Here is a 22,682-nt window from a genome sequence, read left to right on the forward strand (position 1 = left end):
CATGGGGTGTGCCGGTTGGCGGACCGCCAGCCCCATCCGCCGGAAAGGAAGTGAGTCCCTTGAAGCGCTTTAGCCCAAGGGATCTGGCCCTGTACCTGCTGCTTTTGCTGCTCACCCTCTTTGCGGTGAACACCCTGCAGCAGATGAACCGGGCCGACGATCCCTCCTACAGCCAGATCCGCACCCTGTTTGAGCAGGAGAAGGTGAAAAACTTCTCCGTAAAGGACAACGTGCTCACCATGACGGTACGTGGAGAGGGCGACGACACCTCCACCGTTACCTACGAGCTGTCCAATTTCTATGTCTTTTACAACGACCTGCATGAGCTCATCGACCAGCAGCGCTCCGAGGGAATCATTGAGGACTATGACTATCCCATGGGCGTGCAGGGCTCCTGGTGGTATCAGTATCTGCCCTACCTGCTGGTCATCCTGGTGATGGCGGGGCTTGCCTACATGCTCTTTCTGCGTCAAAGCGCCGCCAGCGGCGGTGGCGGCGGCCCCGGTCCCAACCGCTTCGGCCACGCCCGCACCCGCACCCTGGCCGACCAGGGCAAGAAGGTCACCTTCAACGATGTGGCGGGCGCCGACGAGGAGAAGGAGGAGCTGCAGGAGATCGTGGAGTTCCTCCGGGACCCCCAGCGCTTCACCGCCCTGGGTGCACGCATCCCCAAGGGCGTGCTGCTGGTTGGCCCTCCGGGCACCGGTAAGACCCTCATCGCCAAGGCGGTGGCGGGCGAGGCCGGAGTCCACTTCCTGTCTATCTCGGGCTCCGACTTTGTGGAGCTGTATGTAGGCGTGGGCGCCAGCCGTGTCCGCGACCTCTTTGACCAGGCCAAGAAGGAAGCCCCGGCCATCGTGTTCATCGACGAGATTGACGCAGTGGGCCGTCAGCGCGGCGCAGGCCTGGGCGGCGGCCACGACGAGCGGGAGCAGACTCTGAACCAGCTGCTGGTGGAGATGGACGGCTTTTCCAGCAACGAGGGCGTTATCGTCATGGCGGCCACCAACCGCCAGGATATCCTGGATCCCGCCCTGCTGCGTCCCGGCCGGTTTGACCGGCAGATCTATGTGGGTCTGCCCGACATCAAGGGCCGGGAGGAGATCCTGAAGGTCCACGCCCGCAAAAAACCTCTGGCTGAGGATGTGTCCCTCAGCGACATCGCCAAGGCCACCGCCGGATTTACCGGCGCCGACCTGGAAAACCTCTTAAACGAGGCGGCCCTGCTGGCTGCCCGAGGCGGACAGCGGTTCATCTCTATGGCCGACCTCCACGAGGCCATGATGAAGGTGATCGCCGGCCCGGAGAAGAAGAGCCGGGTGGTCACGCCCCACGCCAAGCGTCTTACCGCCTACCATGAGGCCGGTCACGCTGTGGTCATTCACGAGCTGGAGACCCAGGACCCGGTGCACCAAATCACCATCATTCCCCGTGGCGGGGCGGGCGGCATGACCATCTCCCTGCCCCAGGAGGACCGCTCCTACATGTCCCGCCGGGAGCTGGAGGAGCACATTGCCGTGTGCCTGGGCGGCCGGGTGGCCGAGCAGCTGGTGCTGGGGGATATCTCCACCGGCGCCTCCAGCGACATCCAGAAGGCCTCCTCCATCGCCCGGAACATGGTCACCAAGTACGGCATGAGCGAGAAGCTGGGCACCATCGCCTACACCAGCGAGAGCAACGAGGTGTTCATTGGACGCACTATGGCCCAGTCCCGCAGCTACTCCGAGGAAGTTGCCGGCCTTATCGACGAGGAGGTCAAGTCCATTGTGGACACCGCCTACCGCCGCTGTGAGGACATCCTCTCCCGGCACCGCAGCCAGCTGGAGCTTACCGCCCAGTATCTGCTGGCTCATGAGGTAATGAGCGGCGAGACCTTCCAGAAGGTCTTTACCGACCCCGACGACGAGGTCTTTGAGGGTCTCATCCCCACGGAATCCTGATAAAATGAAACGCCAGACCGGACATTCCGGTCTGGCGTTTTCATATTTAATCGATTTTAATCGGTTGTCATGTCGCTCTGAGTGTCCGTCTCGGTTTCCGTGCCGCTCTCCGCGTCGGTCTCCTCCTCGGTCTCCTCCACCGCCGTGAGATTATCCACGGTCATGGAAAACAGGGAACCGATCTCGTTGGAGGGAATGAGGTAGATGATGGGGTCGTCATCCAGCATGGCATAATAGCTGTCGCCGCCCTCGGCCAGGGCGCCCAGAGTGAGAGTCATGGTCTTTTCCTCGTCGCCGTCGGTGTACACCACGGTGAGCACCCCAACGGGGGTATCCAGGCCACAGTCGGTGCGGGTCTGGGCCTGTTTGTGGTAGTCATAGCAGTCGGAGAAGGCCAACTCAGACAGCTGAGCCATGAGACTGATGAAGGTAGTGTTGTCCTCAGACACGGTCTGGCCATCCACTTTCCAGACGATGGTGGTCTCCTCCTCGCTGGAATCGGAACTGGTATCCGCGCTGGAGTCAGAGCTGGAGTCCTCGGCAGGCTCACTCTCGGTCTCTTCCTTCACCAGGGTGACGGTACTCTCCCCGCTGGTCCAGGTAACAGACTGGATGTTGTCCTCGCTGATGCTGGGGAATTCGGCCAGGGCGATGAGCTCGTCTACCTGGATATCCAGGGCGGTGGGCAGGGTGCTGGCAATGGTGTAGACGGTGTCGCTCCCATCCACCTTGGCGTAGTAGTCGCCGCTGTCCGCGGTGCTGCCGATGAGCAGCTTCACCTGGGTCCCATCCTCATCGGTGAGATTTACCTCCATGGTGGGGGCATCCAGGCCGTAGGAGGCTAGGTCCTCCGGGTCGGAGATGGTCCGCACCGCAGCCAGCTTGCCCGCCTGGCCCGCCAGGTCGTCCAGGGCATCCTGATCGGTGGGGAAGTCGCTGTCGTCGTCCCGGGTCCAGCCCTCCTCCCCCTTGGTGAAGGAGTAGGTGCCGTACTGATTGGTAAAGGTCAGGGCGGTGGGATCGCTGAGCTGGGTGATGTAGACGGTTTCGTCCACCTCACTCTGGCTCTGGTTCCAGGTGCGCAGCCCAACGTAGCCAGCCGCGCACACTACCACCACGGCCGCCAGGGCAATGAGGGTCTTGCTTTGCTTGGTCATAGTTTCCTCCGTTTCATCCAGAACACGAATCCGCACACCAGGATACCCACCGGCAGGATGATCAGGTAGGTTGTGCTCCAAAGCCCGGGGTTCTGGATGGTGTTGTAGGTGGTCTCCAGGCTCTTGGAGGGGATGGACATGGTGCTGGCATCGTCAAAGGTGGCGGTGAGGGCATTCATAAACAGGGTCTGGTTGACCAGGCTGGGATTCTGGGAGATGATCTGGCCGTTGAGCAGAGAGGAACTGCCGAACACGGTGAGCCGTCCGCCGTCAGAGCCATCGGCCACTGCACCCAGAATGTAGGTTCCCTGGGTCTGCTGGTCGTCCTCGGTCACCGCCAAACCCTGGCCGGTGGTGGACAGGAAGGTGGTGATGGTCCAGTCCTCGTCGGTGCCGGGATCCAGCGCCTCAAAGCCACGGGAGTTGGTAAACAGGGTCAGAGAGTCGCTGTCACAGCCGTCGGTAACGGGGCTGTAAGTGGACAGCACACCGCAGATGGCAAAGGCGGAGCCCCGCTGAGGATAGTAGCTGCCCGGATCGGCGATGTAGCCGTCCACCAGCTTCAAGCCTCTGCTCTCCAGCAAACCCTCCCAGTTGGGCAGGGAGGTGAGGGTATCGCCGGGCAGGAATACCATGTGGCCGCCGCCGGTCAGATACTCCTCCAGCAGGGTGCGCTCACTCTCGGACAGGTCGGTGGAGGGGGCGTTGACCACCAGCACGTCACAGTCCTCCGGCACGCCGCCCTCCAGGGCGGGGCTGACGCTCTCCAGATTCAGGTTGGCCTTTTCAATGGCGGAGACAATGGGGTCGGACAGATCTTCCTCCCCGTGGCCGGTGACGGTATAGACCGTGTGGTTGGCGTCGCTGGTGACATAGTCCACCGCAGAGGTGAGCTGGCCCTCGGCATCGAAGGTGCTCTCGGTCATGGAGAAGTAGCTGGTATAGGTGGATGTGATAATATCAGAGAAGGGAATGTCCCGGGACTTGCCGGTCTCCTCGCACAGCACTACCACGCTGTCGCTGTCCGCGTCATACTGGCTGGCCTGCTGAGGGTGGGCCACCGGGTCCACGTAGCTCAGAGACAGGTGGGAGGACAGGGCCACATACCGGTCCAGGAACTTTTCAATGCGGGCGTCGGTGGTTCCATCCTCCGCCAGCACCACGATCTGGACGTCCTGGCTGAGGCCGGACAGGAAGTCCTTGGACGTGTCGGTGATCTCATAGAGGCTGTTGTCGGTCAGGTCAAATTCCTTCCAGTTGGAGGGCAGCTGCCCCATCATCAGGTTCACCAGAACTACCACCGCCAGGACACCGGCGGTCACGCCCGCCAGATAGCCTCCCTGGCGCAGGGAGCGGGAAATTTTTGCTTTGTTTTTCATTCTTTCCACCTCCCGTTAAGACCAGCGGCGCTTCTGAAGCCCCTGAATGGTGAGGAATACGAACAGCCCCGCCAAAGACAGGTAGAGCACCACGCCACCCAGGTCAAACATGCTGTACTGCACAAAGTTATAGAAGGTCTGAGTGAAGGAGAAGGCAGACAGCAGGTCACCCAGGGCAGAGGGCAGAAACCCGGTGAGATCGTCCCACAGGTACAGAATGAGCAGCACGGCAAAGGTGCTCACCGCGGAGATGATCTGGCTCTCGGTGAGAGAGGAGAGGAACATGCCAATGGCTAGAAATACGCAGCCCATGAGGAAAAAAGCAAAGAGCGCCGCATAGTCGGACAGCAGCCGGGCCTCCCCGTTCATGGCGATGATCAGCGGGCAGAAGGCCATCAGGGCCACGGGGATGAGAAACACCGTAACCATGGCAAAGTACTTGCCCAGCACCACTCCGGTGAGGGTGACGGGGGAAGTGAGCAGCAGCTGGTCGGTGCGGCTGTGGCGCTCCTCCGCCATGGACTTCATGGTCAGAATGGGGATGGTGATGAGCAGGATGCTCATGAGGCTGTACAGGGTATAGGAAAACTGGGGCAGGCCGTTATAGAGGTTGTAGGCCATAAAATAGATGCCGGTAAAGAAGATCAGCACCGCCACAAAGACATAGCCAATCATGGAATTGAAATAGGAGCTCAGCTCCCGCTTATAGATGGCTGTCATTGGGCTGCCTCCTTTTCTTTCCCTTGCTCCTCCTCCACATCATCCGAGGTGAGTTTTAGGAAGATATCTTCCAGGGTCAGGGTGTCCCGGCGCAGCTCCAGCAGTGGGAGCCCCTGGCGGGCACAGGTCTGGAACACGGCCTCCCGCAGGTCGGCCCCGGCGGCGCTCTCCAGACGGAAGGCGCAGCAGTCTGCCTCCAGGCAGTCATGCTGGGTCAGGGCGGTAATTCCGGGCAGCAGGGCCAGCTGGGACTGAACCAACTCCCCTTCTCCCCGGACCACCACTTCCAGGGCGGGGTTGCCGGACAGGGAGCGCTCCAGCTCAGCCGGTTCGCCGGCGGCTACCTTCTTGCCGTGGTGGATGATGAGCAGGTGGTCGCACACCTCCTGCACCTCAGATAGGATGTGGGAGCTGAGGATGACGGTATGCTCCTGGGCCAGCTGGCGGATGAGGGTACGCATCTCCAAAATCTGCTTGGGGTCCAGGCCCACGGTGGGCTCATCCAGAATGAGCACCTTGGGGAAGCCCAGCAGCGCCTGGGCTAAGCCTACACGCTGGCGGTAGCCCTTGGACAGGTTGCGGATGAGGCGGCCCAGCACCTGGTCCACCCCGGTCATCTCGGCCACCCGGTCCACCTGAGCCTCCCGCTCACTCTTAGGCACCTTTTTCAGCTGGGCGGCGAAGCGTAAATACTCGTCCACCGTCATATCCATATAGAGGGGGGGCAGCTCGGGCAGATAGCCGATACACCGCTTGGCCTTCTCCGGCTCCTTGGTCACACTGAACCCATCCACCAGGATCTCCCCGGAGGTGGGACCCAGATAGCCGGTCATCAGGTTCATGGTAGTGGATTTGCCCGCGCCGTTTGGCCCCAGAAAGCCAAAAATCTGGCCGTCCGGCACGGTAAAGCTGAGGTGATCCACCGCCAGGCGATTTCCGTACTGTTTGACCAGATCACGCACTTCGATCAAAACACAGACCTCCTTGCTGTTGTTGAATCGCAACCATGTTACCCCATAGACCTGAAACTTTCCTGAAAGAGTGGTAAACATTTTGTGAAAGCACCTGGGAAAACAGGAAGAATGTGGCTTGTGCCCCAAAGGACAGCAAGGTATAATGGACGCAAAGGAGGAATGTCCTATGTGCAGCAAACGAATGTTCTCCCTTCTGGTAAGCGGCGCGCTTGTGTTCACCCTGACCGCCTGCGGTCCCAAGCAGGCGCCTCCCGCCTCCTCCTCGGAGCCCCCCGACACGTCGGTGCTGGCTCCAGTGGAGCCCGACCCGGAGCCCGTTCTCCCCTATGTCAATCCCCTCACCGGGGAGGGCTGCGAGCAGGACATCAGCCAAAACCGGCCGGTGGCCATCATGCTCAACAACCTGAAAAAGGCTCTGCCCCAGCTGGGGGTGTCCCAGGCGGACATCATCTATGAGGCTCTGGCCGAGGGGGGCATCACCCGGATGCTGGGGGTGTTTCAGTCGGTAGAGGGCGTGGGAGACATCGGCTCGGTGCGCTCCGCCCGGGACTACTACGTCTCCCTGGCCCTGGGCCATGACGCCATCTTCCTCCACGCGGGAGGCAGTCCCGGAGCCTACACCGCCATTGATAACTGGGGTGTGGCCGCCTTCGACTGCGTCAACGGCCCCTACGAGGGCACCCTGTTCTGGCGGGACCAGCAGCGGCGGAAAAACATGGGACTGGAGCACAGCGTGCTCACCTCGGGGGAGACCATCCAGGAGCTGCTCCCCTCCTACTCCTGGCTGCGCCTGGAGCACAAGGACGGCTACACCTACCCCCAGACCTTCCTAGAGGAGGGCCAGAAGGCCCAGGGGGACAGCGCTCAGAGTGTGACCATCACCTTCTCTACTTATAAGACCGGGGTATTTACTTACAACCCCGACAGCGGCCTCTACCTGGTGTCGGAATACGGACAGCCCTATGTGGACGGCAACACCGGGGAGCAGGTAGGGGTAAAGAATGTACTGGTGCTGCGCACCAGCGTATCCAATCTGGAGGGGGATGACGCGGGGCGGCAGGCCATCCGCACCACCGGCACCGGCGAGGGTCTGTTCTTCTGCGACGGCACGGTGCAGGAAATCACCTGGTCCAAGGAGAAGAACTCCAGCCCCCTCACCTACTACACCGCCGACGGCCAGCCTCTCAAACTGGGCGTGGGCAAAAGCTACGTGAATCTGGTGGGTAAATCCACCCCTGTGGAGGTAGCCTGATGGACTTTTATCAATTTTCCACTCCTCTGGGCCTCATGGCTCTGGCCAGCGAGGGAGACTTTATTACCCACCTGTACCTCCCCTCCTACCCCACGCCCCGGCTGGCCTCCCACCCTACTCCCCTGCTGCTGGAAGGGGAGCGGCAGCTGTTGGAATACCTGGGCGGCCAGCGGAAAACCTTTGACCTGCCTTTGAACCCCCAGGGCACCCCCTTTCAGCGCCGGGTGTGGCAGGCTCTGGAGGCCATCCCCTGGGGGGAGATCCGCTCCTACCGGGACATCGCCCTGGCGGTGGACTGCCCCCGCGGGTTCCGGGCGGTGGGCATGGCCAACCACAATAACCCCATCCCCATCTTCATCCCCTGCCACCGGGTGGTGGGAGCCGACGGCTCCCTCACCGGCTACGGCGGCGGACTGGAGCTGAAAAAGGCCCTCCTGACTCTGGAGGGACACCACTTCTAAATACCACACAGCCCGGCGGGAGAAAAAATTTCTTCTGCCGGGGTTTTTCTATTGACAGGATGCCATGTTGGTGATATGGTTAATTACACAAGTAATGAACCAACGAACAAGGAGTGCTTATGAAAAGCCCTCCTGCAAGGAGTTCCGCCGCCCGGACTGCGCCCGCAGGCGCGTTTCGGAGCGCAACCGCCGCAAAGCGGCGGCTCTTAGCGCGGAGATGGCGGCGGAATAAAATGAAATCCCGTCATTTCCGGCGACATGTGCGTCGGAAATGACACTTCTCGCGAAAGATTTTCCGACAATTTCATAAGAAATCGAGGCAAATCTTTCGTGCAATCTCTCTCGAAAAAGTGGCTTTGACACTTTTTCGAAATCTGAAGGAGGCGATCTCATGCGGGGCGCGCTGGGCGACCAGACCCTGATCTATCTGCAAATTGCCCAACTGCTGGAGGACGACATCCTCCGCGGGGTGTACCGGGAGGAGGAGCAGGTCCCCTCCACCAACGAGCTCTCCCGCTGCTACAACATCAATCCCGCCACCGCTGCCAAGGGCATCAACCTGCTGGTGGCCGACGGAATTTTGTATAAGCGCCGGGGGATCGGCATGTTTGTATCTCCGGGAGGCGTGGAAAAAGTGCGGAAAAAACGAAAAGCGGCATTCTGCCAGGGCTATATCCAGCCCATGATCGACGAAGGACGCTCCCTGGGTCTCACCGGGGAGGAGCTGCTGGCGATGGTGCGCAAGGCCATCGGGGAAGGAGAACAACCATGAATACTGGCGTTTTATCTGCCAAGGGCGTGTGCAAGTCCTATGGCGACAACCAGGTGCTCCAGGACCTGGATCTGGACATCCAGCCGGGCAAGATCTACGGCCTTATCGGCCGCAACGGAGCGGGCAAAACCACCCTGCTGTCCATCCTCACCGCCCAGAACACCATGGACAGCGGCGAGGTGACCTACAACGGCAAGTCCGTGTGGGAAAACCAGGACGCGCTCAACCACATCTGCTTCTCCCGGGAGCTCCAGCCCACCCTGTTTACCGGCCCCAACAACCTGAAGATCAAGTATTACCTGAATACCGCCTCCATCTTCTACCCCAACTGGGACCAGGAGTACGCCCAGCGGCTGCTCCAGGAGTTCAAGCTCAACCCCAAGAAGAAAATTTCCCAGCTGTCCAAGGGGCAGATGTCCATGGTCACCATCCTGCTGGCTCTGGCCAGCGGAGCGGACATCACCATTCTGGACGAACCGGTGGCCGGGCTGGATGTGGTGATGCGGGAGCGGTTCTACCAGCTTCTCCTGGAGGACTACGCCAAGACAAACCGCACCTTTATTGTCTCCACCCACATCATCGAGGAGGCCGCCTCCGTCTTTGAGCGGGTCATCATCCTGGACGAGGGGAAGATCATTGAGAACGCCGAGACCGACGAGCTGGTCAATGAGTTCCGCTACATCTCCGGCCACCAGGAGGAGGTGGACCGGGCCTGCCAGGGCCTGGAGGTGCTCACCACCCGGGAGACCGGCCGCCACAAGAGCTGCGGCGTGCGGGGCGGCGCGGCCCAGCTGGCCCAGGCGGCGCAGTTCGATGTGGATATCGCCCCCATGAACCTGCAAAATGTGTTTGTAGCTCTGTGCGGCCACGGAGACGAGGGATAAGGAGGGGATGCTCCCATGAAAAAGTGTCTGCAATACTTCTGGCCCTTTCTCTGGCCCAATATATCCGCCATGGCGGCATTTGAGGCTGTTGTGGTAGTACTGGCAGTGGTTTCCGGAACTCCCCAGGGGAAAGAGGGCATCTTCGCCACCTACTTCTACTTCATGCCCCTGGTCATTTTGCTGTTTCTCTTTATGTACAGCGTGTCTCTGACCACCGCCACCCTGAACCTGGCCATTGCCATGGGCGGGACCCGGCGCACCTACTTTCAGGGCATGCAGCTGATCCTGGTGGTCTACGCTCTCATCGGCTGGGGACTGACCCTGCTGATGCCCCTCATCCCTCAAATGGGCAACTGGGTCCCCAATCAACGCCTCCACCTCCTGCTGCTGGTCTCCGGCCAGTACGGCCCCCTCTATCCCCTTTTCTGTCTGGCCATTCTGGTGGCTATCGCCGGAGTGGTGGTGCTTGGCTTGGCGGGAATGGGTTTCTTTGACCTGGGCTTTACCCCCCTGTTTCTGCCCATTGCCGTGGTTGTTTTGCTGGCCATTCTGATTCTGGGCGAACTTCTCCTGTGGCGGTCCATCCGCCGGTATGTTGTGAGGTGAATGGGAATGTATTTCAAATTACTGCGCAGCTCCTGGGATGACTTTGCCCTGTGCGCCGGCGTGCTGGCAGGCTTCTTCCTGGTGGCCCATATTGTCACAGCGGTGGTGCTGGCCTTCTTCTTTGACGGCACCTCCCTGATGCTCTCCGGCATGATCCTGCCCATTGTCAGCGCCTTTCTCATCCTCATTTACAGTCTGAGCTACTCTATGCTCCAGTTCTCCGTCCTGGTGCGCTTTGGGTGCACCCGCCGCCGCTCCCTGGCTCTGTCCTTGGGGATGGCAGCGATAGTGGCCCTGTTCTGTATGGCTCTGTCCGCCCTGCTGGCCTGGATGGAGCTGTCGCTTGCTCCCTCTCTGTGGCAGGCCATCACCGGCTGCAACGGCGTCTATTACGGCAGGGATGGATGGGTGGCTTTGGACAATATCTCTCCCAACGCCCTGTTTGTGGAGCTCTTCGTCATGCCCCTGTGGGGCTGGTTTGTCATCCCTCTGGCCACCATGGCCGCGGGGGTGCTGTGCGGCACTATTCTCCACCGCTTCGGCAAAAAGGGCATGTGGGCGCTGTGGGCGCTGTGGATGTCGGTGTGCTTTGTCCCTCAGATTCTGTATTCCTACCTGGACCGGCTGCCCGACCTGACCCTGCTGGGCATTGGCAGCGGCGCGGCCCTGGTGCTGGCCTTTGGATGGGCGGTGTGGTATCTGCTGCGCGCCCCGGTGCCGGAATAACCACTCCCCCGCTCCCGGCATAGGATGGACGGGAAGGAGGGATTCCCATGGGCGCCTTTGTTCGCAGGCTCCTGTCTCAGCTGCTGGACGTGAAAAGCCTGGTCACCCTGATGCTCACCGGCGTGTTCGGCCACATGACGGCCACCGGCCAGGTGGACGTACAGAGCTTTTTGACCATTTTTTCCGTGGTCATTGCCTTTTACTTTGGGACTCAGACCCGTTCCATCAGTTCGGACAAATCGGAATCATAAAAAATCCGGCCCGTCTCAACGGAGAGACGGGCCGGATTTTTATAGTTGTGCATAGGCCTCTTTGGCGTTGTCCCCCATGCGCTTGAGCATGGCGTTGAGCACCTGGACCTCCTGGGGCTCAAAGCCCTTCTTGAGGGTCTGGAAAAACTCTCTCTGCCGGGCCTGACCCGCCTGGACCGCGGGCATGGCGTCGGGCAGCAGCACCAGATGAATGAGCTTTTTATTGTCCGGGCGGCGCAGCCGCTGGAGATACTGCCGCTGAACCAGTCCTTCCACCGCGGCGGAGACGTGGGATTTCGTCAGGCGGCGAATTTCTACAATATCCTTGGCGGTGTCCTGCTGAGGGTGGTGGGAGAGAAAGAGCAGCACATCCAGCTCGATTTGGGTGAGATGATATTCTTCCAGCACGGGAGCCTGCATTTTATGGTACAGCAGCTCCAGGGTGCGGGTATGGGCAAAAAAATCCCAGGCCATCGAACAAAACCTCCTTTGGCGGGGTAATTCGACTATAACAGTCCCTCCCCCGCTTGTCAAGGCGGCGCCGGAAAATTAACGCCAGCTATATCCCATCCCCTGCGCCCTGTATCTTCCCCCTTGTTACGTCCCTTCCATCAGCTGCTGCACCACCTGGGCGGGGATGGTCACCTCCGGATTCCCAGAGGAGGCGGGCAGCACGCTGCCCTCGTCAAAGACCAGCACCAGAGAGCCGTCCTCGCCCCAATAAAAGCTCTGCTCGGGGTCAATGGAGGTAAATTCCTGGTAGAAGAAGGCATCCTCCCGACCCTCCAGCCAGCTCTTTACCTGCTGGGACAGCATCGTCACATAGTCGCTGCCCTCAGGGAACAGGCTGGATAGGGTGACCACCTGATTGGTATCCTTATTAATGTGGTAATAGCGCAGCATCTCATCGCTGCTGCCCTGGGTGCGCACTGCGTTTACCCGCAGGGTAAACCAGTGCTCAGTGTCGGTAACCACGCTGTAGGACACACTCAGCCCCTGGTAGCCGCCCCCCTGGGCGATCTGGTCCACGTCGGCATAAAACTCATCCAGCAGCTGATAGATATTCTCCTGCACCGCCTGATTCACATCGTCCCCGGCCTGGCCCGCTCCGTCCACCTGGGGAACAGATACATCGGCGCTGCTGTGGCCGTCGTCATAAAAGTAGTTGCGCAGAGTGACCACCCGTACCAGACTGCCCAGTACCGGCACCTGCTCCATGGCCTTGGCCGCCGAGCCGGACACGTTGGGCAGGGCCACAAGCAGAGTCACCACCGCCGCGGCCGACCACGCCCGCCACGTTCCCCTCCGCCGCCCGTGCGACCGGGGCTGGACGGGGGAGTCCTCCTCCAGGGCGGCACAGGTCTCCTCCACCCTGCGCCGGTAGGACGGGGGTGTCTGGAAGGGTTCCTGGAGGGCCCGCTGTTTCAGTTGCTCGTCAAAATGATCCATAATGTACCTCAATCCTCGTTCAAAATCGTCCGCAGACGCGCCCGCCCCCGGTTGAGCCGCAGCTTCACCGCCCCCTGAGAGATATTCAGGATCTGGGCGATCTGAGCCACGGTGCAGTCCTCGTAATAAAACAAGGTGACCGCCGTGCGCAGCGACTCCGGCAGCGCCAGCACCGCCTGCCACAGGGAGATGGCCTCGGTGGGGTCGGCGTTGGGGGCCTCCAGCACGCCCTCCACCTGGCCCAGGTCGATGACCTTCTTCTGCTTGCGGTAGAGCTCATAGCAGGTGTTGACTACGATCCGCAGCAGCCACGGCTTGAAGCGCTGTGGGTCCCGCAGGTCTCCCCGGTGGGCAAAGGCGGCGCAGATGGCCTCCTGCACCGCGTCCTCCACGTCCTCCGGGTTGTTCAGGATGGACCGGGCGGCACGGTACATGGCGCTCTCATGCTCCAGAATATGGGCGCAGAAGATTTCTTTGTCAATGAACTGGGTGACCATAGGCGGGGGTGGGCTCCTTTCCTTGGGTTTGGTTTGATGAATCAGCTGATCATCCTTTAAGATGGTCCGGCGGGCAAAAAGGTTACAAAATGGAATCATTTTTTCGCCGGGGCAGCTGTGCGGCAATTCCCGCTTTTCTTTTCCCGGCGGATGTTGTATCATATGGTGTAAGGATACCATCCCGCCGCCTGTGAATCTACCTCAGGGCGGTTACATCTTCACGAGAGCGAGGTCCTAGTGATGGATACGAACACCCACAGCAAGCTTATTATGGCCGTGGTCCAGGAGGACGATTACGACGCTACCGTCAGCCAGCTGAATAAAAATGGCTTCTTTGTCACCATGCTCAGCTCTACCGGCGGTTTCTGGAAGAAAAAGAACATCACCATCATGCTGGGCGTGCCCGCCGATCAGCTGGACCGCGCCCTGGAGATTTTGAAGCAGTGCGCCGGCAAGCGCAAGCAGACCATCTACTCCAACGTGGCCATGCCCACCGGCAGCCAGTATGCCGCCGCCATGCCCTCCGTGCCCGTCAATGTGGAGCTGGGCGGTGTGACCGTATTTGTCATGGATCTGGAGAAGCTGGAAAAATTCTAAGGAGAAGAATTTCCCGCTTCGACACAGTTTGTCTTGACTAATCCCCCAAAACCATGGTACCATCCCCCTACACATAAGGGAGTAGTCGGCGCGGGTTTCCCGCGTAGCAAGGTCAACATACTGGGGTTTCAGTACCTCTGGCTTTGTTTTACATGACGAGACTTATCCGTGAGAACGGATAGGTCTCGTTTTTTTGCCGGCGGGGAGGAGTTATTATGAGCATTTGGGAGCTTTTTGTCATTGCAGTGGGCCTGTCCATGGACGCCTTCGCCGTGTCGGTGTGCAAGGGTCTGTCGGCCGGGCGGGTACGTCTGGGCCACGCCCTCACCGCCGGAATCTGGTTTGGCGGCTTTCAGGCCCTGATGCCCTTCCTGGGCTGGCTGCTGGGGTCCCGGTTCCAGAGCTTTATCTCCAGCGTGGACCACTGGATCGCCTTCCTGCTGCTGGGCCTCATTGGTCTGAACATGGTGCGGGAGTCCCGCAGCCAGGAGGAGGAAGAGGTGGGGGCCTCCTTTGCCCCCAAGGCCATGCTGCCCCTGGCAGTGGCCACCAGCATCGACGCCCTCACCGTGGGCATCACCTTTGCCTTTCTCCAGGTGGACATTCTCTGGGCCATCACCCTCATCGGCGTGACCACCTTTGTCCTCTCCGCCATCGGCGTGAAGGCGGGCGGCATTGTGGGCGAGCGGGGCAAGTCCCGGGCCGAACTGGCCGGAGGACTGGTGCTGATCCTTATGGGCTGCAAAATCCTGGTGGAGCACCTGGGACTGATGTAAGCAAAAAAAGACCGCCTCTCGGCGGTCTTTTTTACTTTCTTCTGTCGGCTTCTTAAAAGCCCTCCTGCAAGGAGTTCCGCCGCCCGCGGGCGGCGGAATAAAATGAAATCCTGTTCTTTCCGGCGACACAAGGTGAATTGCCCTGAAAGGGCAAGAGAGGGTCCCCTGGGGGATGTGCATCGGAAAGAACTCCTCTCACACCAGGTGGGCCGACTTTTCCGTAAGGAATCGAGGCCCGCCTGGTGTGCATCTTTCTCGAAGAAATGGTTTCACCATTTCTTCGAATTTTAACTCAGCTGGAACTGGCCGGTATACAGCTGGTAGTAGCGGCCCTTCTGGTCCAGCAGCTGCTGGTGGTCGCCCTTCTCCTGAATCTCGCCGTGCTCGATGACTACGATGCAGTTGGAGTTGCGCACGGTGGACAGGCGGTGGGCGATAACAAAGACGGTGCGGCCCTCCATCAGGGCGTCCATGCCCTGCTCGATATGCCGCTCGGTGCGGGTATCGATGGAGGAGGTGGCCTCGTCCAGGATCATCACCGGGGGATCGGCCACGGCGGCCCGGGCAATGGCAAGCAGTTGCCGCTGGCCCTGGCTCAGGTTGGCGCCGTCGCCAGTGACCATGGTGTTGTAGCCGTCGGGCAGACGGCGGATGAAGGAGTGGGCGTTTGCGCTCTTGGCGGCGGCGATGCACTCCTCGTCGGTGGCGTCCAGGCGGCCATAGCGGATATTATCCATGATAGTACCCGTAAACAGGTGGGTATCCTGGAGCACCGCACCCAGAGAGCGGCGCAGGTCGTCCTTGCGGATGGACTTGACGTCGATGCCGTCGTAGGTGATGAGACCGCCCTCGATCTCGTAGAAGCGGTTGATGAGGTTGGTGATGGTGGTCTTGCCCGCGCCGGTGGAGCCTACAAAGGCGATCTTCTGGCCGGGGTTGGCGTACACCGACACGTCCTTCAAAATCCGCTTGCCGGGGACATAGGAGAAGTCCACGTGGTTGAAGCGGACCGCGCCCTTGAGCTCGGTGAGATAGAAGTCCTCCCCGGGTACATTGCGCACGGTGCCGCGGATGATGTGCAGGGTGTTTTTGCCCTCTCGGTCGGGATACTTCCAGGCCCAGCCGTGATTGGCCAGGGCCGCAGGGTCGGTGATGGGGGTCAGCGTGCCGTCAGGCTCCACCCGCACCCAGATCCCATCGGTGGAATCCTGGTGGGGAGCCAGCAGCCGCAGGCCCTTCTGCTCCCGCACCGCCTGACCCAGTTCAATGGGGGTGTCCCCCGGGCCGATGAGCACAGGCACCAGAGACATTCCTGCATTGCGGGGGGTCTTCCAGGCCCAGGTGTGGGGCCGGCCGGAGCCGGTGTACTCCCGCAGGGTGCCGTTGGCGTCCTTCTCGGCACCCACCAGGGTGACAGAGCCCTGATCCACCTCGGGCTGGGTATCCATGACCTCAAAGATCCGCTCGGCGCCCGCCAGGGCGGACAGGAGGGTGGTCATCTGCTGGGAGATCTGGTTGAGGGGTTGGCCCACCTGCTTGGAGTAGTTGAGGTAGACCACCAGGCCGCCCAGGTCAAATCCCTGGAGGACGGACAGCAGTCCGCCGAAGGCAGCGGTGAGGGCGTAGCTGATATTCATGAGGTTGCCCGAGACAGGCATGATCATGGTGGAGTAGTAGTTGGCCTTCTGGGCCGCGTCCCGGTAGGTCTCGTTGAGCTTTTTAAACTCCTCCTTGGCCTTCTCCTCGCGGGTAAAGGCCTTGACCACCTTCAGGCCCTCGATCATCTCCTGGATGTTGCCGTTCACATCGCCCAGAGCCGCCTGCTGCTGCTGATAGAACTTGCGGCTGCGGCCGCCCAGCTTCTTAAAGAGCTGGATGGTCAGCACCAGCAGCAAAGCGGTAACGATAAACAGCTTCCAGTTGATGAAAAGCATCAGGCACACCAGGCCCACAAACATCAGGCAGCTGGAGCACAGGGAGACGACACTCTGCTCCAGGGCCAGCTGTACGTTATCCGCGTCGTTGGTGAAACGGCTCATGAGCTCGCCGTGGGGGTGCTGGTCAAAGTAGCTCAGGGGCAGATCCTGGAGCTTATCAAACAGGTCCTTACGCAGGCGGTTGACGCCCCGCTGGGCCAGACGAACCATGACTGCGGCCTGGCCATAGGTGGCCAAGCCGCCAAGCAGGTAAATCCCCACCAGCACCGCGATGGACTGGGCCAGTCCGGCAAAGTCGGTACAGCCCGACCAGATAAAATCGTTGATGATGCCCCGCATCATATAGGAGCCGCCCAGGTTGGTGCATACCGACACCAACAGGCAGCCCACCACCGCCAGCAGGGGCAGCTTGCTGCGGGTGAGGTAACCCAGCAGACGGCCAATGGTTTTGCCCATGTTCTTGGGCTTCTGATATCCCCCTTTGGGGGCATGATTGGGTCCCGGCATTATTCACCCACCCCTTCCTGCTGAGATTGATAGATTTCCTGATAAATGGGGCTGCTCTTGAGCAGCTCGTCATGGGTGCCGTGGGCGGCGATGTGGTCATCCTCCAGGATGAGGATCTCGTCGGCGTACTGCACCGAGGAGATCCGCTGGGCAATGATGATGACGGTGGTGTCCTTCAGGTTCTTGGCGAAGGACTCCCGGATGGCCGCCTCGGTGGCGGAGTCCACGGCGGAGGTAGAGTCGTCCAGGATGAGCACCACGGGCTTGCGGAGCATGGCCCGGGCGATGCACAGCCGCTGCTTCTGGCCGCCGGAGACGTTGGTGCCGCCCTGGGTGAGCATGGTGTCAAAGCCGTCGGGCAGCGCCATGATGAAGTCGTAGGCCTGGGCGTCCTTGGCCGCCTGGATGATCTCCTCCTCGGTGGCGTCCTCCTTGCCCCACTTCAGGTTCTCCCGAATGGTGCCGGTGAACAGCACGTTGGTCTGGAGCACCATGCCGATGCGGCTGCGCAGCTCCTCCAGGGGGTAGTCCCGCACGTCCACACCGTCCAGCAGCACCGCGCCGCCTGTGACGTCGTAGAAGCGGGGAATGAGGTTCACGAGAGAGGACTTTCCGGTGCCGGTGCCGCCCACGATGGCCACAAACTGGCCGGGCTTTACGTCAAAGCTGATGTGGGAGAGCACATCGTCGCCGGTGCCGGTGGCCACATACTTGAAGGACACATCCCGGAACTCCACCTCGCCCTTGGGGGCGGGCAGGACCTGCTTTTCGGCCTCGGGCTTATCCTCCACGGAGGGCTCAGTGCTCAAAACCTCGTTAATACGGTGGGCACAGGCCTGGGCACGGGAGAGCTGCAGCAGGGACATGGCCACCATCATCACGCTCATGAGGATCTGGACGATGTAGTTGATGAAGGCCTGCAGCTGGCCCAGATCAAAGGTGGCGTTCATAACCATCCGGCCGCCGAAGTACAGCACCGCTACGGTGGCGCCGTTCATGGCCAGCATCATGATGGGCAGGATAGCGATGATGCGCAGGCCAACGGCCAGGGCGGCGTCCATCAGCTCATCGTTGGACTTTTTGAATTTTTTCCGCTCGTAGTCGGCCCGCACGAAGATCTTGACCACCCGGATGGCCACCAGGTTCTCCTGGAGGGTGTTGTTCAGGTTGTCGATCTTCTTCTGCATGGTCTCAAACAGGCGGGTACAGATAAACATCAGTCCACCCACCGCAATAAGCATCAGAGGGATGACCACCACCAGTACCAGCGCCAGCTTGGCGTTGAGGGTAAAGCTGATACACAAAGCGGCCACCAGCATCACCGGGGCACGCACCAGCATCCGAAGGCCCATGGCCAGCATCATGGTCATGGCGTTGACGTCGTTGGTCATACGGGTGATGAGGGAGGCGGAGGAGAAGCGGTCGATGTCGGCAAAGGAGAACTCCTGCACCTTGTCAAAGAGGCACTGGCGCAGGTTTGCACCGAACCCCTGGCTGGCAAAGGCGGCATATTTGGAGGCAAATACACCGCAGAACATGGCTACACCCGCCAGAGCCAGCATCACCAGGCCCATTTTAAAGATGTAGCCCACATCGCCGGTGGGGATGGCGGTGTCCACGATCTCCGACATCACCAGGGGGAGCAGCAGCTCGCAGATGACCTCCAGAACGATCAGGATGGGGGCCTTGACGGCCTGCCGCTTGTAGCCCTGGAGGTGGGTCAAAAACAGTTGAAGCAAGTCCGATCTTCCTTTCTTTCCCTACAAGGGGTCATGGTTGGTCCAGACGCAGGTTCTCCAGTGCACGGAGATAAAAGCCGTGCAGCTGGGTCTGCTCCTGGGTGGTAAAGCCGGCGTACATCCGCCGGTTCACCCGCTGCAGGCAGGCAAAGCAGTCATCCACCGCTTTCTGGCCCTTGTCAGTCAGCTTCACCCGGTTGCGCCGGGCGTCGCCGGGCTCAGGTTCCCGGTGGATATATCCCTTTTTCTCCAGGGATTTCAGCGAGGTGGCTACCGACGCGGGAGAAATATCCAGCAGAGTGGACAGCTCCCGCTGGGCCTGGACCTGTCCGTCCGGGCAGCGGTCTCCCGCACTGCGCAAAATGCACAACAGCAGCGGGTGACCTACCTCCTGCAAGCCGGCAGCATTCAGCTCCGCCTGCACCGCATTGCGGTGGGCCTGGTGCAGTTTATGCTCCAGCACCCCCAGATCAATGCCAAGGTTTGCCACGCAGTTTCCTCCCTTCCTTCGACGTTTTTCGTTAACAGCTTAATCATTAACATGTTGAACATTTTAGCACTGAGGACGAAAATGTCAAAGCGGGAGCAGGCAGATTCAAAATTTGTTCACAAATGCCGCAAATTGCATTTATTTGGAACATCCGTTTGACTTCCAAAGGGGGATATGGTACAATATTTGCAAAATAAAACCACGCCGCCCAGTGTGTCCGGGAAGGAGCTTGGCTATGAAAACGCTGACCCCGAAACAGCAAAAAATTTACGATTATATCTTGGATTTCACGGCAGAGCACGGCTATCCCCCCTCGGTGCGGGAGATCGGCGCCGCTGTGGGCCTCAAGTCCCCCTCCACGGTCCACTTCCACCTCAAGGGGCTGGAGGAGGCGGGGGTCATCGTCAAGGCCGAGGGCAAGACCCGGGCCATCTCCCTGCCCGGCGTGTCCCCCCGCCCGGTGGCGGAGGAGACCGATCCCCACGCCAACCAGATCCCCGTGGTGGGCAACGTGGCCGCCGGCTCCCCCATCCTGGCCGAGGAGTGCATCGAGGACTACCTCACCTTTGATACCGAGGGTCTGTCCGGTGAGCACTTTGCCCTGCGGGTGCGGGGCGAGTCCATGCTGGGGGCGGGCATTCTCCCCGGCGACCTGGTGGTGGTCCACCGGCAGAGCGAGGCCCAGTCGGGCCAGATCGTGGTGGCCCTCTTCGAGGACGAGGCTACGGTGAAAACCCTGCGCCGCCGGGACGGCAAGGTGTGGCTCATGCCGGCCAACGACGACTATCAGCCCATCGACGGCACCAAGGCCCAGATCCTGGGCCAGGTAGTAGCGGTGGTGCGGCGCTACTGAGATGAACAAGACCGAACTGTTGGACCGCTGCGCCCGCAGCGGCGAGGAGCGGGTACTTCTCTCCCGGGTACTGGACAAGCTGGAGCTGTCCCAAAACCGGGGCATCCCCGCCCATACTCCCTTTCTCTCCCCGGGAGAGCGGGCGTCCGTGACCGATTTACTTTCCGCCTGGGGGCACCCCCGGCACGTGTTTTTCGGCGGCTACCCCGATGCTGAGCGCACCGTGTGTCTCTTTCTCCCCGACTGGCAGGAGGAAGAGGACGCCATCGCCGACCCGGAGGGACCTCTGGCCGCTTTGGAGGCCACCTTTCCCAACGGGGCAGAGCTGTCCCACCGGGACATTCTGGGCTCCCTCATGGGCCTTGGCATCACCCGGGAGAAGTTGGGGGACATCTTGGTGGAGGGAAACCGCTGCCAGGTCCTGGCCCTGCGGGACGCCCTACCCATCCTTTTGAGCCAGTGGGAGTCCGCCGGGCGGTGGAAGGCCAAGCTGCGGGAGATTTCCCTCTCGGAGCTCACCCCCAAGCCGCCCCAGGTGAAGACCATCCGGGACACGGTGGCCGCCCTGCGGCTGGACGCGGTGCTGGCTTCCGGGTTTTCCACCTCCCGTTCCAAGGCTGCTCAGCTGGTGAGCGCCGGGCGGGTATCGGTAAACCACCGGGAGTGTATGAAAAGCGACCGCACCGTAGAGCAGGGGGACGTGCTCTCCTGCCGGGGACTGGGCAAGTGCGTGGTCAAAGAAGTGCTGGGCCAGTCCAAAAAGGGCCGGATCATGCTGATTTTAGAGCGATATATATAAAAAAATCCTGCTGTCTAAGACAGCAGGATTTTTTTATTCTTCTTCCTCCATGGGTACGATCTGCAGCAGGCTGCCGGTACGGGGCTGCAAGGTGAGCAGATGTCCCTCGGGGCCGATGTGGAACCGGGCGGAGCCCAGCAGCAGCTGCACGCCCTCGTGTTCCCGCAGGCGCAGGGTGGCCTCCTCGCTACCGGTGTTGAAGGCGGCCAGGATGGTCTCCTCTCCCTGGGTGCGGGTGAAGGCCAGCACCGGCCCCTTGCCCACCCGGTAGTGGATATCTCCCTGGCGCAGGGCAGGGCTCTGCTTGCGCATGTGGCCCAGGCGGGAGAACCAGCCCATCAGCTCCGAGTCCTCCCTTCCCCAGGGGAAGGTGCGGCGGTTGAAGGGGTCCTCAAAGCCCTCCATGCCCGCCTCGTCGCCGTAGTACACGGTGGGGGAGCCGGGGAAGGCAAACATCAGGGCCGCGCCCAGCTTCAGCAGCTCCTTGGCCCGGCGGCGCTGGTCAGGTCCCAGACGGTAGTTGGAGCGCCACTCCTTGCTCTGGTGCTCACAGCCCTCCTCTGCCCCCAGCAGGGTGAGGATGCGGGCCGTGTCGTGGGTGCCCAGAGAGTTCATGGCGGAGTAGTAGGCAAAGCGGGGGTAGTTTTCCCGCAGCGTCTCCATGGCGTTGACAAAGTCCGCCGCGTCGCCGCCCTTTAAATAGGACAGCACCGCGTTGCGGAAGGGGTAGTTCATCAGGCCGTCGCAGTGCCGGCCCATGATGTGCCGCCGGCGCACGCCGTAGGCCACCTTGGTGGAGCCGTCCTCCCACACCTCGCCGATGATCACCGCGTCGGGCTTCTCCGCCCGGGCGGCCTCGTGGATGCCCCGGACAAAGTCGTCGGGCAGCTCGTCGGCCACGTCCAGCCGCCAGCCGTCCGCGCCCGCCCGCAGCCACCGGCGCACCACGCTGTCTTTCCCGCCGAAGATAAACTCCCGGTAGGAGGGGTCGTGCTCGTTCACTGCGGGAAGGGAATAGATGCCCCACCAGCTCTCATACTGGTCCGGCCAGTGAATAAAATTAAACCAGGAGCGGTAGGGGGAATCCTCACTCTGGCAGGCTCCGGGGGTGGGATAGAAGCCGTCACCGTTAAAGTAGCGGCTGACATAGCCGGTGTGGTTGAACACGCCGTCCAGCATCACCCGCATGCCCCGCTGGTGGGCCATCTGGCACAGCTGGGTAAAGTCCTCCTCGGTACCCAGCATGGGGTCAATGCTGCTGTAATCGGCAGTACCGTAGCGGTGGTTCTCCGCCGCCTCGAAGATGGGGCAGAAGTACAGGGTCTCCACCCCCAGGCCCCGGAGATAGTCCAGCTTCTCCATGACGCCCTTCAGGTCGCCGCCGAAAAAGTCCCGGTTGCGGATCTCTCCGTTTTTGTCCGGGCGGAACTCCGGCTCCTCCTGCCAGGCGGTGTGGACCCACCGTCCTCCCACCATCCCCTGGGGATCGGGCACCCGGGTGCGGCGGAAGCGGTCGGGGAAGATCTGGTAGGTCGTCCCCTCGCCAAACCACTCGGGCACCACCTCTCCCCCGTCGTAGACGGTGAGCTGGTAGGGACCGAACATCTTCCGCCCCTTTCCGTCCAGCCGCTCCAGACCAAAGGAGTACCAGACCAGTCCCACATAGTCCCCGGTGTCCAGGGTACAGGTAAACAGATCCCGGGCTCCGTCTAGCCCCGACCAGGGCATATTCAAGGTGACGGTGGCGTCGTCCCGGAACTCAAAGCGGGCGGACATGGTCGCCCGTGAAAACCCTTCCGCGCGCAGGGGGCGCAGGGTGAGCTGCACCTTGGTGCCCGAGGGAACGGCGCCGTACGGGGTTTTGCAGCGGGGATCTCTGGAATTGTATACGGAACGGTCTGGCATATTTGGACCTC

General features: G+C 61.0%; 23 protein-coding genes. 12 read left to right on the plus strand and 11 right to left on the minus strand.

The genetic code is table 11. The annotated features are described in order from the left end of the window. The first annotated feature begins 59 nt into the window (after positions 1-59). Complete coding sequence (ftsH, locus tag ACEVJL_RS00910; RefSeq protein ID WP_374736592.1) at positions 60-1,940, plus strand: ATP-dependent zinc metalloprotease FtsH; 1,881 nt, start codon at positions 60-62, stop codon at positions 1,938-1,940. 56 nt (positions 1,941-1,996) lie between these two features. Here the strand turns inward: ftsH and ACEVJL_RS00915 are convergent, their stop codons facing one another. Genes ACEVJL_RS00915 through ACEVJL_RS00930 form a run of 4 tightly spaced genes read right to left on the minus strand, consistent with a single transcriptional unit; the run spans position 1,997 to position 6,167 of the window. Beyond that, positions 1,997-3,097 (minus strand): DUF4340 domain-containing protein, encoded by a 1,101-nt coding sequence (locus ACEVJL_RS00915; protein ID WP_374736593.1) that lies wholly within the window; start codon positions 3,095-3,097, stop codon positions 1,997-1,999. Continuing rightward, complete coding sequence (locus ACEVJL_RS00920) at positions 3,094-4,476, minus strand: DUF7088 domain-containing protein (protein WP_374736594.1); 1,383 nt, start codon at positions 4,474-4,476, stop codon at positions 3,094-3,096. The genes ACEVJL_RS00915 and ACEVJL_RS00920 overlap by 4 nt, the downstream gene beginning before the upstream one ends. A gap of 15 nt (positions 4,477-4,491) precedes the next feature. Further along, a complete protein-coding gene (locus ACEVJL_RS00925) occupies positions 4,492-5,196 on the minus strand; it encodes an ABC transporter permease (RefSeq protein WP_040649676.1) in 705 nt (234 codons plus the stop codon). Further along, the gene (locus ACEVJL_RS00930) at positions 5,193-6,167 is read right to left on the minus strand and encodes an ABC transporter ATP-binding protein (RefSeq protein ID WP_425475189.1); all 975 of its coding nucleotides are present in this window, start codon (positions 6,165-6,167) and stop codon (positions 5,193-5,195) included. Before ACEVJL_RS00930 ends, ACEVJL_RS00925 begins: the two co-directional genes overlap by 4 nt. A gap of 169 nt (positions 6,168-6,336) precedes the next feature. On the opposite strand from ACEVJL_RS00930, the gene ACEVJL_RS00935 reads away from it, so the two are divergent. The 7 genes from ACEVJL_RS00935 to ACEVJL_RS00965 all read left to right on the plus strand — a co-directional run bounded on the left by ACEVJL_RS00935 (position 6,337) and on the right by ACEVJL_RS00965 (position 11,122). Continuing rightward, positions 6,337-7,422 carry a DUF3048 domain-containing protein gene (locus tag ACEVJL_RS00935; RefSeq protein WP_374736595.1) on the plus strand — a complete coding sequence of 362 codons (1,086 nt, stop codon included), beginning with the start codon at positions 6,337-6,339 and terminating at the stop codon, positions 7,420-7,422. After that, complete coding sequence (locus ACEVJL_RS00940; protein ID WP_374736596.1) at positions 7,422-7,883, plus strand: methylated-DNA--[protein]-cysteine S-methyltransferase; 462 nt, start codon at positions 7,422-7,424, stop codon at positions 7,881-7,883. The genes ACEVJL_RS00935 and ACEVJL_RS00940 overlap by 1 nt, the downstream gene beginning before the upstream one ends. 391 nt (positions 7,884-8,274) lie before the next feature. Then, on the plus strand, positions 8,275-8,655 hold the full coding sequence (locus tag ACEVJL_RS00945) for a GntR family transcriptional regulator (protein WP_374736597.1): 381 nt from the start codon (positions 8,275-8,277) through the stop codon (positions 8,653-8,655). Beyond that, positions 8,652-9,539 carry an ABC transporter ATP-binding protein gene (locus ACEVJL_RS00950; RefSeq protein ID WP_151076432.1) on the plus strand — a complete coding sequence of 296 codons (888 nt, stop codon included), beginning with the start codon at positions 8,652-8,654 and terminating at the stop codon, positions 9,537-9,539. The genes ACEVJL_RS00945 and ACEVJL_RS00950 overlap by 4 nt, the downstream gene beginning before the upstream one ends. Before the next feature lie 15 nt (positions 9,540-9,554). After that, positions 9,555-10,145, plus strand: a complete 591-nt coding sequence (locus ACEVJL_RS00955; protein ID WP_374736598.1) for a hypothetical protein — start codon at positions 9,555-9,557, stop codon at positions 10,143-10,145. A 6-nt stretch (positions 10,146-10,151) separates the two neighbouring features. Then, positions 10,152-10,871: a hypothetical protein gene (locus tag ACEVJL_RS00960; RefSeq protein WP_374736599.1), complete on the plus strand. Its 720-nt coding sequence runs from the start codon at positions 10,152-10,154 to the stop codon at positions 10,869-10,871. Positions 10,872-10,918: 47 nt separating this feature from the next. After that, entirely contained in the window at positions 10,919-11,122 is a 204-nt protein-coding gene (locus tag ACEVJL_RS00965; protein WP_374736600.1) for a hypothetical protein, read from the plus strand. A 39-nt stretch (positions 11,123-11,161) separates the two neighbouring features. On the opposite strand, the gene ACEVJL_RS00970 is transcribed toward ACEVJL_RS00965, so the two are convergent. The 3 genes from ACEVJL_RS00970 to ACEVJL_RS00980 all read right to left on the minus strand — a co-directional run bounded on the left by ACEVJL_RS00970 (position 11,162) and on the right by ACEVJL_RS00980 (position 13,068). Continuing rightward, on the minus strand, positions 11,162-11,596 hold the full coding sequence (locus tag ACEVJL_RS00970) for a MarR family winged helix-turn-helix transcriptional regulator (protein ID WP_020989801.1): 435 nt from the start codon (positions 11,594-11,596) through the stop codon (positions 11,162-11,164). Positions 11,597-11,719: 123 nt separating this feature from the next. Then, positions 11,720-12,571: a DUF3298 domain-containing protein gene (locus tag ACEVJL_RS00975; RefSeq protein WP_374736601.1), complete on the minus strand. Its 852-nt coding sequence runs from the start codon at positions 12,569-12,571 to the stop codon at positions 11,720-11,722. Positions 12,572-12,579: 8 nt separating this feature from the next. Beyond that, positions 12,580-13,068, minus strand: a complete 489-nt coding sequence (locus ACEVJL_RS00980; protein WP_374736602.1) for an RNA polymerase sigma factor — start codon at positions 13,066-13,068, stop codon at positions 12,580-12,582. 240 nt (positions 13,069-13,308) lie between these two features. Between ACEVJL_RS00980 and ACEVJL_RS00985 the strand changes: the two genes are divergently transcribed. Beyond that, the gene (locus ACEVJL_RS00985; RefSeq protein WP_374736603.1) at positions 13,309-13,665 is read left to right on the plus strand and encodes a cyclic-di-AMP receptor; all 357 of its coding nucleotides are present in this window, start codon (positions 13,309-13,311) and stop codon (positions 13,663-13,665) included. Positions 13,666-13,880: 215 nt separating this feature from the next. Beyond that, positions 13,881-14,441, plus strand: coding sequence for a manganese efflux pump MntP (locus ACEVJL_RS00990; protein ID WP_374736604.1), 561 nt, complete (start codon positions 13,881-13,883; stop codon positions 14,439-14,441). A gap of 287 nt (positions 14,442-14,728) precedes the next feature. Here the strand turns inward: ACEVJL_RS00990 and ACEVJL_RS00995 are convergent, their stop codons facing one another. From ACEVJL_RS00995 to ACEVJL_RS01005, 3 genes are read right to left on the minus strand one after another with little or no spacing between them, the layout of a single operon-like run. After that, entirely contained in the window at positions 14,729-16,885 is a 2,157-nt protein-coding gene (locus tag ACEVJL_RS00995; RefSeq protein WP_374736605.1) for an ABC transporter ATP-binding protein, read from the minus strand. Beyond that, the gene (locus ACEVJL_RS01000; RefSeq protein WP_374736606.1) at positions 16,885-18,624 is read right to left on the minus strand and encodes an ABC transporter ATP-binding protein; all 1,740 of its coding nucleotides are present in this window, start codon (positions 18,622-18,624) and stop codon (positions 16,885-16,887) included. The genes ACEVJL_RS00995 and ACEVJL_RS01000 overlap by 1 nt, the downstream gene beginning before the upstream one ends. A gap of 31 nt (positions 18,625-18,655) precedes the next feature. After that, positions 18,656-19,114: a MarR family winged helix-turn-helix transcriptional regulator gene (locus ACEVJL_RS01005; protein ID WP_374736607.1), complete on the minus strand. Its 459-nt coding sequence runs from the start codon at positions 19,112-19,114 to the stop codon at positions 18,656-18,658. Positions 19,115-19,349: 235 nt separating this feature from the next. Here ACEVJL_RS01005 and lexA point away from each other — a divergent pair, with 235 nt between their 5' ends. Continuing rightward, positions 19,350-19,967, plus strand: a complete 618-nt coding sequence (lexA, locus tag ACEVJL_RS01010; RefSeq protein ID WP_235397741.1) for a transcriptional repressor LexA — start codon at positions 19,350-19,352, stop codon at positions 19,965-19,967. Position 19,968: 1 nt separating this feature from the next. Further along, a complete protein-coding gene (locus tag ACEVJL_RS01015) occupies positions 19,969-20,766 on the plus strand; it encodes a YlmH family RNA-binding protein (protein ID WP_374736608.1) in 798 nt (265 codons plus the stop codon). Positions 20,767-20,799: 33 nt separating this feature from the next. Here the strand turns inward: ACEVJL_RS01015 and ACEVJL_RS01020 are convergent, their stop codons facing one another. After that, entirely contained in the window at positions 20,800-22,671 is a 1,872-nt protein-coding gene (locus ACEVJL_RS01020; protein ID WP_374736609.1) for a glycoside hydrolase family 13 protein, read from the minus strand. Between the last annotated feature and the right edge of the window lie 11 nt (positions 22,672-22,682).

It is taken from the genome of Flintibacter porci, from assembly GCF_041925195.1.
Taxonomy (GTDB): domain Bacteria; phylum Bacillota; class Clostridia; order Oscillospirales; family Oscillospiraceae; genus Lawsonibacter; species Lawsonibacter porci.